Genomic DNA, 15,540 nt, shown 5'->3' with positions numbered 1-15,540 from the left:
TTTCTATATAGAATGCAATTAACTGCAACTCTATCCATTGATTTTTTTAATGTTATGACAAGCGACAAAATGACCACTTTCATATTCTCTTAAATTTGGAGCTTCTTTACTACATAGCTCTGTAGCGTATGGACACCTTGTACGGAATGTACATCCACTTGGTGGATTTAGAGGGCTTGGAATATCTCCCTTTAAAATCATTCGTTTCTTTGTTCTACTAGTTTTCGGATCTGCAATTGGTATCGCAGATAATAATGTCTGCGTATATGGATGTAATGGTTTTTTATAAAGTTCACTGCTACTTGTAAGTTCAACTAGATGTCCCAAATACATAACACCAATACGATCACTAATATGTTGTACAACGGATAAATCGTGAGCGATAAAAAGATATGTAAATCCTCTTTCTACTTGTAAATCTTCTAGCATATTAACTATTTGTGCTTGAATAGACACGTCAAGTGCTGAAATAGGCTCATCACAAACGATAAACTCAGGATCAACTGCTAATGCTCTTGCAATACCAATTCTTTGTCGTTGTCCACCAGAAAATTCATGAGGATAACGGTCAGCGTGTTCCTTATTTAAACCTACAGTTTCTAACAATTGATAAATCTTTTCTTGGCGTTCCTTTTTATCTTTACACATCTTGTGGATATCAAGAGGTTCCCCGATAATATCACCAACCGTCATTCTAGGATTTAATGATGCATATGGATCCTGAAATATAATTTGCATTTTTCTACGATAAGGCAACATATTTTCTTTTGTTATGTCTTCGCCATGATATAGTATTTGACCAGAGGTTGGTTCATGAAGTCTTAAAATGGTTCTTCCTAATGTTGTCTTTCCACAACCACTTTCACCTACTAATCCAAGTGTTTCACCTTTTTTAATATAAAGGCTTACATCATCAACCGCTTTTACTTGAGCTGTTTTCATAAATCCATTTTTCACTGGAAAATATTTTTTTAGATTCTTAATCTCTATTAATTTTTCTTCTGTTTTATTTGTTCCCATGAGCTGCCACCTCCTTTTCATATTCTTCTTTCACGCTGAGCCAACAACTACTATCATGCCCAGGTTCAATATGACAAATTGGAGGTACCTTTTCCATACAAATTTTCATACATTGCTTACAACGAGGTGCAAATGCACACCCCTTTGGTGGATGAATTAAGTCCACTGGGTTACCATCAATTGGTATTAATCGTTCATGACTTTCTGTATTTACTTTAGGGATTGATTTTAATAATCCTAAGGTATAAGGATGTTTTGGATTATAGAAGATATCATCAACGGTACCTGTTTCAATAATATTACCTGCGTACATTACAGAAATTCGATCGCATATTTCAGAAATAACACCTAAATCATGGGTGATGAAGATGATACTCATATTTATTTTAGTTTTTAATTCTTTCAGTAATTCAATAATTTGTGCTTGTATTGTAACATCCAGCGCAGTTGTTGGTTCATCTGCTATTAATAACTTTGGATTGCAAGCCAATGACATTGCAATCATAACACGCTGTCTCATACCACCAGAAAATTCATGGGGATATTGATTCATACGCTTCTCTGGCTGATTAATACCTACTAATTGGAATAACTCAATAATTCGTTTTTCACGTTCTTCTTTATTTAAAGAGGTATGCTTTTTTAATGATTCATTGATTTGATTACCAACTGTAAATACAGGATTTAAGGAAGTCATTGGGTCTTGGAATATCATACCGATTTCTTTCCCTCGAATCTTTAACATCTCTTTTTCTGTTAAAGAGGTGATTTCTTTCCCATCAAAAATAATTTTTCCACCAATAATCTTTCCTGGGTCGGGAATAATCCCCATAAGCCCATAGGATGATACGGATTTACCACTACCAGACTCACCTACGATACCCATTACTTCCCCAGCTTTTAAGGAATAATTAATTTTTCTAACCGCTTTTACTTCACCTGCATATGTAAAAAATGAAACCTCTAAGTCCTTAACTTCTAATAAATTATCTTCTGAACTTGATTCATTTAGATTATCGTTTTGAGAATTTAATGTAACGTTTTGTTTATCTTTTTGGAATTTGTTTTCGTTTTTGAAATTCATTCTATCCACCTCCTACTTTTTCATCTTTGGATCAAGTGCATCTCGTAAACCATCACCAAATAAATTAAATGCTAAGATGATGATACTAATTGCAATTGCTGGAAAATATAAGCGGTATGGATACGCTTGAATACCATTAAGTGCATCCGATGCTAAAGATCCTAAACTAGCCATCGGAGCCGCAACACCAAGTCCAATAAAGCTTAAAAAGGCTTCTGTAAAAATAGCGGATGGTATTTGAAGCATTGTTGTAACAACTAATTGGCCAATACAGTTCGGTAATAAATGCTTTTTAATTAAGCGTGCATTATTTGAACCTAAAGCCTTTGCAGCATTTACATACTCCATTTGCTTTAATTGAAGTACTTGACCACGAACGATTCTAGCCATACCAACCCAATATAAAAGACCATATACAATAAATATAGCTACAATACCAGGTCCTAGCTTTTGCAATCCCCCCAAAGCCTTACCTGAATCAAATGCTTTCTTAAGGGGATCTTCAATTACTAGACGAAGTAATATAATAATTAAAATATCTGGAAGGGAATAGATAAGCTCAACAATTCTCATCATAAAGTTATCTACAGCTCCACCAATTAACCCTGAAATTGCTCCATATATAGAGCCAATAATCAATACGATAATCGATGCACCTACACCAATAATAATCGAGATTCTAGCACCGTACATAACTCGAACCAATAAATCACGACCTAAGTTATCCGTTCCAAAAGGATGTGCAAAGGATGGCTTTAAGTTATTTTCTCCTCTTAATTGTTGGTCATATGTATAAGGTGATAGCATTGGTCCAATAAACGCAAATAAAATAAATAATATTATTACCACGAGAGAGACCATTGCAATCTTATTCTTCTTTAATCTTCTCCAAGCATCTTGCCAGTAACTCGTGTTTTCTGACATAACGTTTAAATCTTCTTGCTCTTTTGATGTAACTGGTTCAAAATCCCTTCCGCTAACATCAACTTGCACACTTAATAATTTTGTATTCTTTAATATCATTGTATCCTCCATGTTCCATTAGGCAGTTCAATTCTAAAACAAAAGTAACTCTGTACTTATTGCTGATTGAGATGTCTTCTTCAACCTAGCTCCTTATATAGGCTGAATTAACATTCTTTGATTTCTACTCTATTATTCTTCTCCTAATTTAATTCTTGGATCTACAAGTTTATATAGGAGATCACAAACCAAATTCATTAGAATAATAAAAGTAGCTAAAAAGATTGTCGTACCCATGATTACCATATAATCTCTTGCAGTGATTGCTTTTACAAAATATCTACCAAGACCTGGAATGTTAAACACTTGCTCTACAACAAATCCACCAGTTAAAATACTTGCAACCAATGGTCCTAAATATGTAATTACTGGAATTAAAGAATTCTTGAGTGCATGTTTAAATGTTACGATAAATTCACTCATTCCCTTTGCTTTTGCTGTACGAATAAAATCTTGCCCCATGGCGTCTAACATACTAGAGCGCATTAACCTGGTAATGTAACACATCGGATAAAAACCCAGCGTAAATACAGGAAGAATATAACTAGATGCTTTTCCTGACCATGTAGCTGGGAGCCATTTTAATTGAACTGAAAATAGAATCATCGTACCAGTTGCAACTACAAAACCTGGTATTGCGATTCCTATCGTAGATAGTACACGAATTGCGTTATCTTGCCATTTTGATCTTCTAAGTGCAGCTACGCATCCAAGTGGAACACCACATGTTACTGCAAATAAAACAGCCCACATCCCTACTTTTGCAGATACAGGAAACGATTCACCGATAATTGCGGAAATTGGGCGGTTTTTCGAAAGCTTATAGCTGATACCGAAATCACCTTTTAAAAGGTTTTTCATATAATTAAAATATTGTACAATTAGTGGTTTATCTAATCCATACTTTGCGTAGAGTGCCTCCTTTACCTCAGGTGTTGTTGCCTTTTCTGACATAAATGGATCACCTGGCACAAAGTGCATAATGAAAAATGTAATAGTTGCAGCAACAAATATTGTAAAGATAGCAGCACCTATTCTTTTAATTAGATATTTTCCCATCTCTTTCCCTCCAAAACATTAATTCGATGATTACAACAAGAAATGCTGTAAACAACTGTGCTAAAGAGTTTTTCTTTTGCACTTTTTATTCCTATCACATAAAGTAATAAAATCTTACTTCCAGCAGTATTTAAGTAAATCATATGATATTAATTAAATTTAGAAAAAACTTACTTCACACGTAAAGTAAGTACATCGTTTTATTCTTCAATTATTTAATGAATCAATACTTTAGTGTATTAAACAATGCTAGATATATGTATTTTAAGTTTTTTGGTTATGATTGTCAATCTTTTTTTGTATATTTTTTCTTTTCTGTGTATAATTTGGATAGAGATACATGAATCATGTATAATTATAAATTGATTATTTTTAATCTACTGTATATAAGCAACTTAATCGACTTTAATGTTGATTTTAATTTATAAAAATTCATTTCTTGTTATTGATAATATTTATCATAAGATTTATATAAACTATATTTTCTATAAATTTTATTTTTCTTACATTTACAACTAATATATTGTATATTTATCTATATATTTACTCATATTTTGTTATATTTTAGCATTAATTATTATAAAGCATTAATTTTTATGCATTTTTATTCTTATGATTATTAAATTAAATGATTTTATAGTAAATGAACGAAAAAAAATCATGGCTAAGATAAGATTGATCTTAACCATGATTTTTTGTGTTTTTTTAGAATTAACTAAACTCCACTTAGTACTTTTCTTCCTTTAACAGCTGTTCTAAAAACGCTTTTTCTTTTTTCGATAATACAGCATCAGCTAATAATTCTGGGCGATTCTTTAAGGTCCGAATAATAGATTGTTCTCGTCGCCAAGCCTCTATCTTCGCATGATGTCCAGATAACAATACTTCAGGCACCTTTTGATCCATAAAAGTTTCTGGACGCGTATATTGTGGATATTCTAATAAGTTATCCTGTAAACTTTCAAATTCTGCAGAAGTCTCATTATTTAATACTCCAGGTATTAATCTTGAAATTGCATCGATCATAACCATAACAGGAAGTTCACCACCTGTTAAAACATAATCACCAATGGAGACATAATCTGTTACAATCATATCAAGAACCCGTTCATCAATTCCTTCATAATGTCCGCATAAGAATATTATGTCCTCTTCTTTTGCATATTCTTCTGCCATAGTCTGATGAAATAACTTTCCTTGAGGCGTTACATATACAACTCTTGGTTGCTTTTTCACTGTTTCATCTTTTACAGCATCCTGTCTATCATTGATTTGTTTCATCACATGTTGATATGTTCGATAAACAGGGCCTGCAGCCATTACCATTCCTGCTCCCCCGCCGTAAGGATAATCATCCACTCGATTATGTTTATTTTCAGAAAAGTCTCTTATATTAATTGTATTTAAATGAATCAAGCCTTTTTCCATCGCTCTTCCCATAATACTCGTATCAAGCGCTTGATTAATCATATCTGGGAACAATGTCATTACATGATAATTCATGTATCCAAACCTCTTTCTATTTTAAAATATCACACCTTCAAACTAGTCAAACTATTATTTATATGATATCCCTTTAATTTTAATAATTAACTATCAAGTCCGTCTAAAACATGAACAGTTATCTTCTTTTCTTCTATGTTAACATCTAACACGCAATCTTTAATATATGGAATTAATAATTCTTTTCCATTTTCTTTTTTAATAACAAATACATCATTTGCGCCCGTTTGCAAAACTTCTGTTAAAGTACCAAGTACTTCACCGGATTCATTCACAGCAGTACAGTCAATTAAATCACATATAAAGAATTCTCCTTCATCTAAATCAACTGCATTTTCACGTGTCACAAGCAAGTCTTTTCCTTTATATTTTTCAATGTCATTGATATTATCGATTCCTTTGAACTTTAAGATAGCGAATTGTTTAAAAAACTTCACGCCTGTCACTTCAAGTTCTTTCATTTCTTTCCCTGTATCTAATATAACCTGTTTTAGGTCCTTAAAACGTTCTAAATCGTCTGTTGTTGGAAATACTTTTACTTCCCCTCTTACACCATGAGTAGAGGAAATAACACCAACTCTTAATAATTTTTCCATTGCTTTTTTCCTTTCGTTTCGTTCGTTGTTTATTATATTATTTATTTTAGTATCTGTAAAGTCGCCCTTTTATTTTCGATATATTGTATCCGCAATATATAAACTTCTAAGTGATGATTCAATCGTAGCTGGAAAACTGCCACAACCATTTAGTTCATCTACAATCAGCTGCTGCATATTAAGTCCAACATGAGCTGAATCTTCTACAACTATAGTTTCTGTTCCATTGTTATCAATGACTAAGATTGGTGACGCGCCATTAAACACTTGGAATTGCAAAATACCTTCTCTACCAATGATTTCAAAACGATCTAAACTTTTTTCACAGTTATATAGCCACATCCCAGATCCAATACATCCATTTTTAAATTTTAAATTAAGGGATAAGGAATCAAAAGAATGATTCTCTTTATTTGAAATATGTTTCGTATACTGAAACTCTTCTATTTCACCCATGATATAATCAATAAAATCTAGTGTATGGATATCGGTTTCTGTAAAAATATTACCTCCTGAAATACATTCTTTCATTCTCCATTGCTCTTTATCTTTTAATGCAGGAACATATCTTATCACATTAATTGCTTCTACTTTACCTATTCTGCCACCTTCCATCAACTGTTTTACCTTTTGGAATTTATTCAGTGACCTTCTGTAAAAAGCAACAAACGCTTTCTTGCCAGCATCTTCGAATGCCTTCTTAATTTCTAACCCTTGTTCATAATTCATCGCTAAAGGTTTTTCAATCAAGCAATGCTTACCAGCCTTCGCACAAGCAAGTGCATATTCCATATGCTTATCTGGAGTAACTGCTATATATACAATATCAATATCATCGTCTGCTAATAGCTCGTCCACTGATTGATATACAATTCCATGATTATGACGTTTCACCCATTCTTCTGCTTTTGAAATTGTTCGATTCGTAATTCCTTTTAAACATGAATTTTTTGCAAGGTAGAGACCCGGTCCATTTTTAATTTCTGTTACGTCTCCGCAACCAATCATTCCCCATGTTATTTGTTTCATAATATCCTCAATTCTGGTACTTTATCGACCTTTTTTCGTAATTAGATTAAATAATTGTCAACTATAATTATACTATAAAAATCACCATCTACAACGTATTTATTCGAAATAGATGGTGATTATAGAATTTATTTTAGAAAAAACGTATTTTGTTACTGATAATATCGCAACTCTAATTATAATCTTTAGTAAAATCTTTATTAAGATCTTTATTAAAGTCTTATTTATAGTATTGAAAATCTATATTACACAATATGTTTACAATATAACTCTTTTATTCTCTCGTATTCCCCGAGTCCTTTAAGCACTGTCGTAGTTTCAATACCATTTTTAATCAATTGATTTACCCAACTAGTTTCTTTTTCGCCAGCCATATCATTTATCGCATGATCACCTGCTACAAACATAAATGGTATTAATGTAGCCTTTTTATAATTGTTTTCTTTCACCTTTTTAATAACAACATCTAATTCAGGATATGCCTCTATTGTTCCAACAAACATATTTTTATATCCTTGTTCATGACAAGTATATTCCATTGCCGCATAAACTGTATTACAAAAATGCTCCGTCCCATGCCCCATTAATACAAGACATTCATCCTCCTCCATAGGATACTCCGTATGTAAAATGTTTGCAATGGTTTTTATATCCTCTGCATCTTTAAGTAACGGAGCTCCTAATCTTATGTCTTCAAACAGTAATCTATACTTATCAACCATTCCTTGGATTTTTTCATATTCCTCACCATATATAAGATGTGTTGGGAGTATGGATACTTCTCTTATACCATTCTCCTTTAGGATATCCAAGGCTTCTTCTATGCTAAGAATAGTTTCACCACGTTTTTTCATAATTTTTCGTATGATAGTACTTGTGTATGCATGAAGGATCATACTATTATGATAGCGCTCTCTTATATACTTCTCTAAAGCTAATATACTTTTTTCTTCTGCATTTTTATTTGTTGTCCCAAAACTTACAATTAATATTCCATGATCTTTCATTTTCAAACTAAATACAACTGCCACTTATAAAGGGATTACATTTAAGAAATGGCAGCCCTTTCTATTTTTAAAATTTTATTTTGCTATTCTATTTATCTATTTTTTAAATTTTATTTTACTATACTATTTATCTATTTTTCCTATTTTCTTTATCTATTAAATTTATCTGTTCAATTTATCCTCAACTGATTTATCTTTTATATAGTCTGTAACAAAGCTCAAAAGAGAATCTAATTATATCCTATTTCCAGTCTCTTTATGTTAAATATGCATTGTACTTACTTGAGTAATAAGCCCCTCTAATTGTTTCTCATCCTTAGGTATCATGAAAGGTAAATCTTTATTAAACTTCTTACATATCAACTCAGTAAACTGATACAAAGCTGGTTTTTTTAATGAAGCTTTGACAAGAAGTTCTTCATTTGCAAATATCTTTTCAGGTATATCATCCGCTATTATTTCACCCTCATGAAATACTAAAATGCGATTCGCCCATTTCCAAGCAAAATTAATGTCATGAGTGGAACTAAGAATAGTGATTCCTTTTAATGATTGCCCCTTTAAAATTTCTTCAAATACTCTAATATTCTTACCATCTAAGGAGGCTGTTGGCTCATCTAGCAAAAGTACCTCTGGATTCATAACTAAAATATCGGCTATACTGACTCTTTTCTTCTCACCGCCACTTAAATAATGTGGAGCTGTCTTTCTTAATTTATCTAAATCAAGTTCTTGAAGGATTTGATTTATTCTATTTTTTACTTCTTCCTTAGGTAAATTTCTATTCATTAAGCCAAAGGAAATTTCACTTTCAACGGTAGTAGCTATCATTTGGCTATCTGGATCTTGAAATACAAACCCAACTTTTTCTCGAAGCATTGCTAAGTCTTTTTTCTGGCGTTTAATTTTATATTCATTTATAATTAACTCTCCATTTTGGAGTGGTAAAACCCCATTTAGACAAAGGAAAAAGGTTGATTTTCCGGCTCCGTTGTTTCCTAACACAGCAATACGCTCCTCTTTATTAATTTTAACATTAATATTATGCAGTGCCTGATGCTCTCCATCATAGGAAACAGAAGCATTTTTTAATTCTAATATACACTCCTTCATTACAATTTCCTCTCTATAAGAAAAACAAAACCAATAAGAATTAGATATACAATTGATAAGATAAGTTCTTTTTTATGTATTGGTTTATCTTCCCTATAAAAATTTAACTTACCGATATACCCACGTGATTCCATAGCATCAAAACTTACGGATGCCTTTTGAAAGGAAAGAGATAATAAATTCATAGCAATCCCTTTCATCGAAATATAAGTATTTTTAAGATTTATATATCCTAGCCTGCTATCCGCTGCTATCGTCATTTTACTGTGGGCATCGAATAATATCATTATAAATCGGTAGATAAGATACATTAATTCTATTATAATTTCAGGTATTTTGATTTGTCTACATACATGTATGATGTCTGACATTGGTGTTGTTAAACTAATCATAAATAAGCAGGTTATGGATGCGTATGCTCTTATGATTACTATTAATGTTTTACTAAGTGAGTTTACAGTAATTGATAAATACCAACCTGCAAAGGGGATATCTAAAAAACCGAGTTTTACAGGAGAAAATAGAATCAATATTGCAATACCACTTAACAGTATAAATAGGGATGGTACTAATAACAATCTGATGTAATTATTAATTTTAAGATGTGAGTATCTTATCACAGTAATCATCATAATGACGGCAATCATTATATGAAATACCCAAGCTTCTGATAAAACACACAAAATCAATGATAAAATACCAACACCAATCTTTAACCCTGGATTTACATTATTTAATTTGGAGTTTTGCGCTATTGTGTCAATATGAAGCATATGATTATGCATATTTTTTCCTAGCTACTAAGTATCCAAAACCATATCCTAGTATAATACAACCGATTCCTGCTTGTAAACAAAACAGTAAACTTTCAGTTTCTCCTCCAGGGGGCGCGATCAAACTCGCTGCCCATGGTTCATAGTCTGGCTTAATTTCAGTTATTATTTCTTCTGCTGCTCCATCAGCACCTCCAAACTCTGAGTCTTTAATTAAAATCAATGGTATCACTGTAATCATTACACATAAAACTAATAATATAAGAACTAGTTTCCCTCTTTTTTGCATACGAACCTCCATTATCGTTCCACAGAACTGGCATAATTTTTAAAATACTTTAACTCCGTTAATTCTGGTTTTGCATAGGTTTCTAAACCAATCACTACCACAACGGTTAATATTCCTTCTATGATTGCTAAAGGAATTTGAGTTGCTGCAAATATTCCTAAAAACTTGCCAACGGAAGCAATCACTCCACCGACTTCACTTGGATATGCGAAACCTAATTGAAAACTTGTCATACAATATGTAAATAAATCCCCAATTGAAGCTGCTAAAAATATTCCTACGAGTTTATTTATTTTTAATCTACTACATAATTTATATATTCCAAAACTGACAATTGGCCCTGCAACCGCCATACTAAAAGTATTTGCACCTAAAGTCGTTAACCCGCCATGAGCTAATAAAATAGCCTGAAATAATAGTACAATGACTCCAATTACAGCCATAGGCGTCGGACCAAATAATATTGCCCCCAGCCCTGTTCCAGTTGGATGACTTGAGGAACCTGTAACACTTGGGATTTTTAATGCAGAAAGCACAAAAGCATAAGCCCCAACCATAGCTAAAATTAATAAAGTTTTTCGTTGGTTTACTATAATCTTCTTGATTCTAATGAAACCTGTTACTAAAAATGGTAAGCATATTACCCCCCATGCAATACAAAATCCAAAAGGTAAATACCCTTCCATAATGTGCATCGCATAAGCTTTTTGTGTTACACCAAAAAGGCATGCAATGAGGATTGACAAAGCAATCCATTGTTTTTCTTTTCTTGTCATTATAGACCTCCTTGCTACCACTAGGCAGCTATTCCTAAGCAAAAAGTATGTTATATGCTTTTTGCCGGTTGAAATGATTTTTTTCAACCTAGAACTCCATCTTTTCTAGAGTTCTTTATAATAAGGTATCTGCTCTTTTTAACAAAATTGCTGTTGATCTTCTATGAAATAAAAAAACCTTTTCTATAATAGAAAAGGCATCATAAAAAAGCTTACAAAAGAGCAGCTACTTTTATTACACCTGCTATAATCCGTAGCTGTGCAACTTGAAGTTAGTATTACAATTAATAACGAATACTTAACTTCTATGATTATTAGGCAGGTCTTCTGGCTTAAGCGTCATCAAGCATATCATGCCTTCCCGTGTGTAACCACAGTGGCATATATGATAGCTCTGATACTAATACAGCGGCGGTACCGCGTGGGTATTTCACCCAACTTCCCTATTCTTACAGTTATATATACATATAACGTACACCTAATAATATTTTTCAACCCATTTTATATGATAATCTATAAAATGTCAATTTCTCAAGTTAGGCAGGTGCCTCATGCGTTTTGGGGCAATTGCCTATCTTAGCTTCTATATTAATATACGAACCCCATGCTTGTATTTCATAATTAATTCTATTCATGTGGATTCAAAAATATGATAATTAATAATATAATATTACGATTTAAAGGTAAAATAGTAATGCTTTTTCTTATTTTCATCGAAAAAGCAATGTTCTTTTATATGAAATACTTGTTCTAATATCCCAGATTCATAAATCTTTTCTGGCACACCACTCATTTTAATTTTACCAGCTTCCATAACTACGATTTGATCAGCAATTGATAATGCTGCTCCAATATCATGGATAACAGTTATTACAGTCTTACCCTCGTTTTTTAAGTCAGTTAATAATTTCATTATTTCTAACTGATAATTAATATCTAAAAACGTCGTAGGCTCATCTAGTAAAATAGTTTTTGTTTCTTGTGCAAATGCCATGGCTAAATACACCTTTTGACGTTCTCCACCTGATAACTCTGCCATATTCCTGTCTTTTAACGCTGTAATTCCAATTCGTTCCATGGCACGATTTGCAATATCATAATCTTCTTTTTTATAACGTCTTGGATAAGATAGATACGGAAATCTACCATGTAAAACCATACGGCCAACACTTATTACAGGAACGTTTCGATTTTGAGGTAAGTATGCAATTTGCTGTGCTCTTTTTTGGTCAGATAATAACTTGATATCCTGATTGTCAATAAAAACCTGACCATTTAAGGGTGTCATTAATCCAACCATAGTCTTTAGTAATGTACTTTTCCCACAGCCATTCATACCAACTATTGCAGTTATTTTACCTTCTGAAAAGTCATAGTTGATATTGTCTAATGTAATCTTTTGTCCATATCCGGCTTTTATATTTTTTAAACTAATCATGGAATCCTTTTCCTCTCTTTCGTATTAATAGATATAAGAAGAAAGGTGCACCAAGAAATGATAAGATAATTCCTACTGAAATTTCATATGGTGCAAATAATTTCCTTGCAACCAAATCACAAAAGGTTAGAAAGCTTGCACCTAATAGCGCCGATGTAGGAAGCAGATATTTACCTTCTGACCCAACAAAGTGTCGTGAAATATGTGGAATGATTAATCCTACAAAACCTAATAAACCTGCAAAACTTACCGAGGCTCCTGCAAGCATAGCCGCAAGTAATAAAAGTAAAAAGCGATACCATCCAACTGGCAAGCCCAAACTTTTTGCAGTATCCTCTCCAAGTGATAGAACATCCATTTCATTATGCAAACATATTGCTACTAAAATGCTAATACCAATACAGATACAAGCAGGAATTAAAACTTTGCTATTTACTCCACTTAAACCACCAATACGAAATGCATAACTATTTACCAATGCATCTGGCACAAAGGTAATTACTGCATCAGAAGCAGCATTTAAAAGGCTATTAATCGCTATTCCAGCTAAAACTAATGTTATTTTAGAAACTCCTGTCTTTCTTGCCATATAATAGACAAGAAGTACAGTGATTAAAGCTCCAATAAAGGCAACGAAAGGTAGTGCTGATATACTATAAGGAAATATGGAACTAAATAATACAATAGCGAAGCCAGCTCCTGCATTTACACCTATAATATTTGGCCCAGCTAAGGAGTTATTAAGTACGGATTGAATGATGCTACCAGATACCGCTAGTCCAGCTCCTGCAAATACTGCACCAAAAACTCTTGGAATTCGTACATATAACATAATTCGTAATGCCTTACTATTTTCTCTATTTACAATCATTGAAAACAATTGCTTTGGTGAAATGGATGCACTTCCAACAAATAAGCTTATGATAATTATAAAAATTAAAATTACTCCAAAGACAAGAATCCATGTCCTTTGCTTAATTTTCTCCATATAAAATATCAGCTAATATTTCATAGCTTGCTCCCCACTTATTATTTGGTTTTAAGTGGAATAATTGTTTTGGAAGTACCACATAATGATTTTCTTTCACCGCTTTTAACTCACTCCAAGCTGGGTTAGATGTTAGGGTTTTATCAATCATTTCAAATGCTTTTTCTTCTGAACTACCCATAGTAACTACGAAGATATAATCAGGGTCTTCTTCAATAATTTTTTCCATACTTATGTCTTCTAATAAACTTTCATCACTGTCTGCAATATTTATGCATCCCATATCTTTTAGCATGATACCAGTCATACTGTCGCTTCCCTTAGCTTTAATACCAGTGGAAAAAGCTCGTAAAAATAAAACAGTAGGGGCAGCGCCTTGTGGTTTTCTAGCAATGGCTGCGTCTATTTCTGCCTTTACATTTTCACCATTTTTTGTGTAGCTGTCCTTATCTCCAGTGATATCTGTGCAAATCTTTAACATGGAAAGATAATCATCAAAGCTTTCAACATTAAAGTACGCACAATTAATTCCTGCTAGTTCAAGTGTATCTTTTAATTTCACATGTTCTGCAACATTAGAAGATAAAATAACAAAATCAATATCTGCTTCAATAAGCTTTTCAATATTTGGTGCTTGCATTGTACCAAGTAGAGTCACATCATCACCTAATGTAAGCTCTCTTTCACTTGTTGCATCCTCTGTAACTCCAGCCAATTCACCGCCGGATAACACCCAAACTTCTGCAAAACTACCCATAAGGGCTGCAACCTTTTTCGGCTGATCTACAGTAACTTCTCTTCCTAAAGCATCAGTAAATGTCACTGCAGTGGTAGATTCATTCGTATTGTTACTATTATTTGATTCAGCGTTTCCTTCATTGTTAGTATCATTACCTGTATCATTATTTGATTCAGTGTTTGAATCGTTATTTACTTCATTATTCACGTCATTCTTCGGATTCGTAGTTTTACTACATCCATTCAGAGTAAGCCCAAATAATAATACAACTAAGCTACCATAAAATAATAAGTTTCTTTTCATAAAATTACCTAATTCGGAGATAACTCCCCTAACCTTTCAAATTAAAATCTCTTTTATTTTAACATATAATATGAAAATCTCAATTCATATAAAATGTCAATTTATTTCATTATAACAGTTGTATAATATCCAGCAGTAGTTTCTATATTCTCAGCTCCTACTGCAATCTTTTCATCTTCCATACCACAATTTTCTACCATCGCAAGATAAGTATTTTTATCTTTACTTCTCTCTTTAATGGCTTCTAATTTTCTTCCAGCTTTCATAAAAATCTTTGTTCCGTCATAATTGCATGCATTTTGCACACCATAAGTCGCTGGTATGATATGTATTTCTTCCTCTGCTTCACCAAGTGAAATACCTAATTTTGCAGCGATTGCACAAAACGAAGGTATCCCATTTATAATTTCTGTATCATAACCAAACTCCTTAATTTTATGGTACAAATACATAAAGGTGGAATAAATTGTCGTATCACCTAATGTAATAAAAGCTACATCCTTACCAGCTTTTAACTTTTCTTCTACCTGTTTTACAATTTTATTATGACTATATTCTAAAATGTCTTTATCCTTTGTCATAGGAAACTGTAAATAAATACATTCTTTTTTATCAATCTGCTCAACGGTATCTTTTACAATTCCATACGCAGTACAAGTTTCCTTGCTCTCTGCTGGTAGTGCAAGGATAGAGCATTCTTTTAAAACTCGAACTGCTTTTAAAGTTAAGAGTTCAGGATCTCCCGGTCCTACGCCAACGCCATATAATTTACCTTTTTTTAGCTCATCCATTCTTGTTTC

The 15,540-nt window shown here is 32.6% G+C and carries 16 protein-coding genes and 1 riboswitch; all 16 genes read right to left on the bottom strand.

Going from position 1 to position 15,540, the window contains the following annotated elements; genetic code table 11:
- Positions 1–30: 30 nt before the first annotated feature.
- Positions 31–1,020: an ABC transporter ATP-binding protein gene (locus BN4220_RS15015; RefSeq protein WP_066718113.1), complete on the bottom strand. Its 990-nt coding sequence runs from the start codon at positions 1,018–1,020 to the stop codon at positions 31–33.
- On the bottom strand, positions 1,007–2,104 hold the full coding sequence (locus BN4220_RS15010) for an ABC transporter ATP-binding protein (protein WP_082812334.1): 1,098 nt from the start codon (positions 2,102–2,104) through the stop codon (positions 1,007–1,009). Before BN4220_RS15010 ends, BN4220_RS15015 begins: the two co-directional genes overlap by 14 nt.
- Before the next feature lie 12 nt (positions 2,105–2,116).
- On the bottom strand, positions 2,117–3,127 hold the full coding sequence (locus BN4220_RS15005) for an ABC transporter permease (RefSeq protein WP_066718111.1): 1,011 nt from the start codon (positions 3,125–3,127) through the stop codon (positions 2,117–2,119).
- A 132-nt stretch (positions 3,128–3,259) separates the two neighbouring features.
- Entirely contained in the window at positions 3,260–4,186 is a 927-nt protein-coding gene (locus tag BN4220_RS15000) for an ABC transporter permease (protein ID WP_066718109.1), read from the bottom strand.
- Positions 4,187–4,912: 726 nt separating this feature from the next.
- Positions 4,913–5,689 (bottom strand): tRNA (guanosine(37)-N1)-methyltransferase TrmD, encoded by a 777-nt coding sequence (gene trmD, locus BN4220_RS14995; protein WP_066718107.1) that lies wholly within the window; start codon positions 5,687–5,689, stop codon positions 4,913–4,915.
- An 86-nt stretch (positions 5,690–5,775) separates the two neighbouring features.
- Positions 5,776–6,285 (bottom strand): ribosome maturation factor RimM, encoded by a 510-nt coding sequence (rimM, locus tag BN4220_RS14990; RefSeq protein WP_066718094.1) that lies wholly within the window; start codon positions 6,283–6,285, stop codon positions 5,776–5,778.
- Between the two features lie 69 nt (positions 6,286–6,354).
- Positions 6,355–7,314, bottom strand: a complete 960-nt coding sequence (locus BN4220_RS14985; protein WP_066718091.1) for a Gfo/Idh/MocA family protein — start codon at positions 7,312–7,314, stop codon at positions 6,355–6,357.
- A 245-nt stretch (positions 7,315–7,559) separates the two neighbouring features.
- Positions 7,560–8,321, bottom strand: a complete 762-nt coding sequence (locus BN4220_RS14980) for a sirohydrochlorin cobaltochelatase (RefSeq protein ID WP_242867840.1) — start codon at positions 8,319–8,321, stop codon at positions 7,560–7,562.
- A 261-nt stretch (positions 8,322–8,582) separates the two neighbouring features.
- The gene (locus BN4220_RS14975; protein ID WP_066718085.1) at positions 8,583–9,434 is read right to left on the bottom strand and encodes an energy-coupling factor ABC transporter ATP-binding protein; all 852 of its coding nucleotides are present in this window, start codon (positions 9,432–9,434) and stop codon (positions 8,583–8,585) included.
- A complete protein-coding gene (cbiQ, locus tag BN4220_RS14970; protein ID WP_066718083.1) occupies positions 9,434–10,219 on the bottom strand; it encodes a cobalt ECF transporter T component CbiQ in 786 nt (261 codons plus the stop codon). Before cbiQ ends, BN4220_RS14975 begins: the two co-directional genes overlap by 1 nt.
- Positions 10,212–10,496 carry an energy-coupling factor ABC transporter substrate-binding protein gene (locus tag BN4220_RS14965; protein ID WP_066718075.1) on the bottom strand — a complete coding sequence of 95 codons (285 nt, stop codon included), beginning with the start codon at positions 10,494–10,496 and terminating at the stop codon, positions 10,212–10,214. The genes cbiQ and BN4220_RS14965 overlap by 8 nt, the downstream gene beginning before the upstream one ends.
- Before the next feature lie 11 nt (positions 10,497–10,507).
- Positions 10,508–11,272: an energy-coupling factor ABC transporter permease gene (locus BN4220_RS14960; protein WP_066718072.1), complete on the bottom strand. Its 765-nt coding sequence runs from the start codon at positions 11,270–11,272 to the stop codon at positions 10,508–10,510.
- Positions 11,273–11,571: 299 nt separating this feature from the next.
- A riboswitch (cobalamin riboswitch) is annotated at positions 11,572–11,769 on the bottom strand.
- Between the two features lie 173 nt (positions 11,770–11,942).
- Positions 11,943–12,710 carry an ABC transporter ATP-binding protein gene (locus BN4220_RS14955; RefSeq protein WP_082812332.1) on the bottom strand — a complete coding sequence of 256 codons (768 nt, stop codon included), beginning with the start codon at positions 12,708–12,710 and terminating at the stop codon, positions 11,943–11,945.
- Positions 12,703–13,698 (bottom strand): FecCD family ABC transporter permease, encoded by a 996-nt coding sequence (locus BN4220_RS14950; RefSeq protein WP_066718069.1) that lies wholly within the window; start codon positions 13,696–13,698, stop codon positions 12,703–12,705. The genes BN4220_RS14955 and BN4220_RS14950 overlap by 8 nt, the downstream gene beginning before the upstream one ends.
- Positions 13,685–14,740 carry an ABC transporter substrate-binding protein gene (locus BN4220_RS14945; RefSeq protein ID WP_082812331.1) on the bottom strand — a complete coding sequence of 352 codons (1,056 nt, stop codon included), beginning with the start codon at positions 14,738–14,740 and terminating at the stop codon, positions 13,685–13,687. The genes BN4220_RS14950 and BN4220_RS14945 overlap by 14 nt, the downstream gene beginning before the upstream one ends.
- A 101-nt stretch (positions 14,741–14,841) precedes the next feature.
- Complete coding sequence (cobI, locus tag BN4220_RS14940) at positions 14,842–15,531, bottom strand: precorrin-2 C(20)-methyltransferase (RefSeq protein WP_066718066.1); 690 nt, start codon at positions 15,529–15,531, stop codon at positions 14,842–14,844.
- Positions 15,532–15,540: the final 9 nt, after the last annotated feature.

The sequence above is a fragment of the Clostridium sp. Marseille-P299 genome, assembly GCF_900078195.1.
Lineage (GTDB): Bacteria > Bacillota > Clostridia > Lachnospirales > Lachnospiraceae > Lachnoclostridium.
The sequence above is the reverse complement of the archived record's forward strand: the minus strand, read 5'-3'. Positions and strand labels throughout refer to the sequence as shown.

Excerpts from the sequence above, each read along its gene's own strand:
- BN4220_RS15015 (WP_066718113.1), bottom strand. The coding sequence starts at position 1,020 with ATGGGAACAAATAAAACAGAAGAAAAATTAATAGAGATTAAGAATCTA.
- BN4220_RS15010 (WP_082812334.1), bottom strand. The coding sequence starts at position 2,104 with ATGAATTTCAAAAACGAAAACAAATTCCAAAAAGATAAACAAAACGTT.
- BN4220_RS15005 (WP_066718111.1), bottom strand. The coding sequence starts at position 3,127 with ATGATATTAAAGAATACAAAATTATTAAGTGTGCAAGTTGATGTTAGC.
- BN4220_RS15000 (WP_066718109.1), bottom strand. The coding sequence starts at position 4,186 with ATGGGAAAATATCTAATTAAAAGAATAGGTGCTGCTATCTTTACAATA.
- trmD (WP_066718107.1), bottom strand. The coding sequence starts at position 5,689 with ATGAATTATCATGTAATGACATTGTTCCCAGATATGATTAATCAAGCG.
- rimM (WP_066718094.1), bottom strand. The coding sequence starts at position 6,285 with ATGGAAAAATTATTAAGAGTTGGTGTTATTTCCTCTACTCATGGTGTA.
- BN4220_RS14985 (WP_066718091.1), bottom strand. The coding sequence starts at position 7,314 with ATGAAACAAATAACATGGGGAATGATTGGTTGCGGAGACGTAACAGAA.
- BN4220_RS14980 (WP_242867840.1), bottom strand. The coding sequence starts at position 8,321 with ATGAAAGATCATGGAATATTAATTGTAAGTTTTGGGACAACAAATAAA.
- BN4220_RS14975 (WP_066718085.1), bottom strand. The coding sequence starts at position 9,434 with ATGAAGGAGTGTATATTAGAATTAAAAAATGCTTCTGTTTCCTATGAT.
- cbiQ (WP_066718083.1), bottom strand. The coding sequence starts at position 10,219 with ATGCATAATCATATGCTTCATATTGACACAATAGCGCAAAACTCCAAA.
- BN4220_RS14965 (WP_066718075.1), bottom strand. The coding sequence starts at position 10,496 with ATGCAAAAAAGAGGGAAACTAGTTCTTATATTATTAGTTTTATGTGTA.
- BN4220_RS14960 (WP_066718072.1), bottom strand. The coding sequence starts at position 11,272 with ATGACAAGAAAAGAAAAACAATGGATTGCTTTGTCAATCCTCATTGCA.
- BN4220_RS14955 (WP_082812332.1), bottom strand. The coding sequence starts at position 12,710 with ATGATTAGTTTAAAAAATATAAAAGCCGGATATGGACAAAAGATTACA.
- BN4220_RS14950 (WP_066718069.1), bottom strand. The coding sequence starts at position 13,698 with ATGGAGAAAATTAAGCAAAGGACATGGATTCTTGTCTTTGGAGTAATT.
- BN4220_RS14945 (WP_082812331.1), bottom strand. The coding sequence starts at position 14,740 with ATGAAAAGAAACTTATTATTTTATGGTAGCTTAGTTGTATTATTATTT.
- cobI (WP_066718066.1), bottom strand. The coding sequence starts at position 15,531 with ATGGATGAGCTAAAAAAAGGTAAATTATATGGCGTTGGCGTAGGACCG.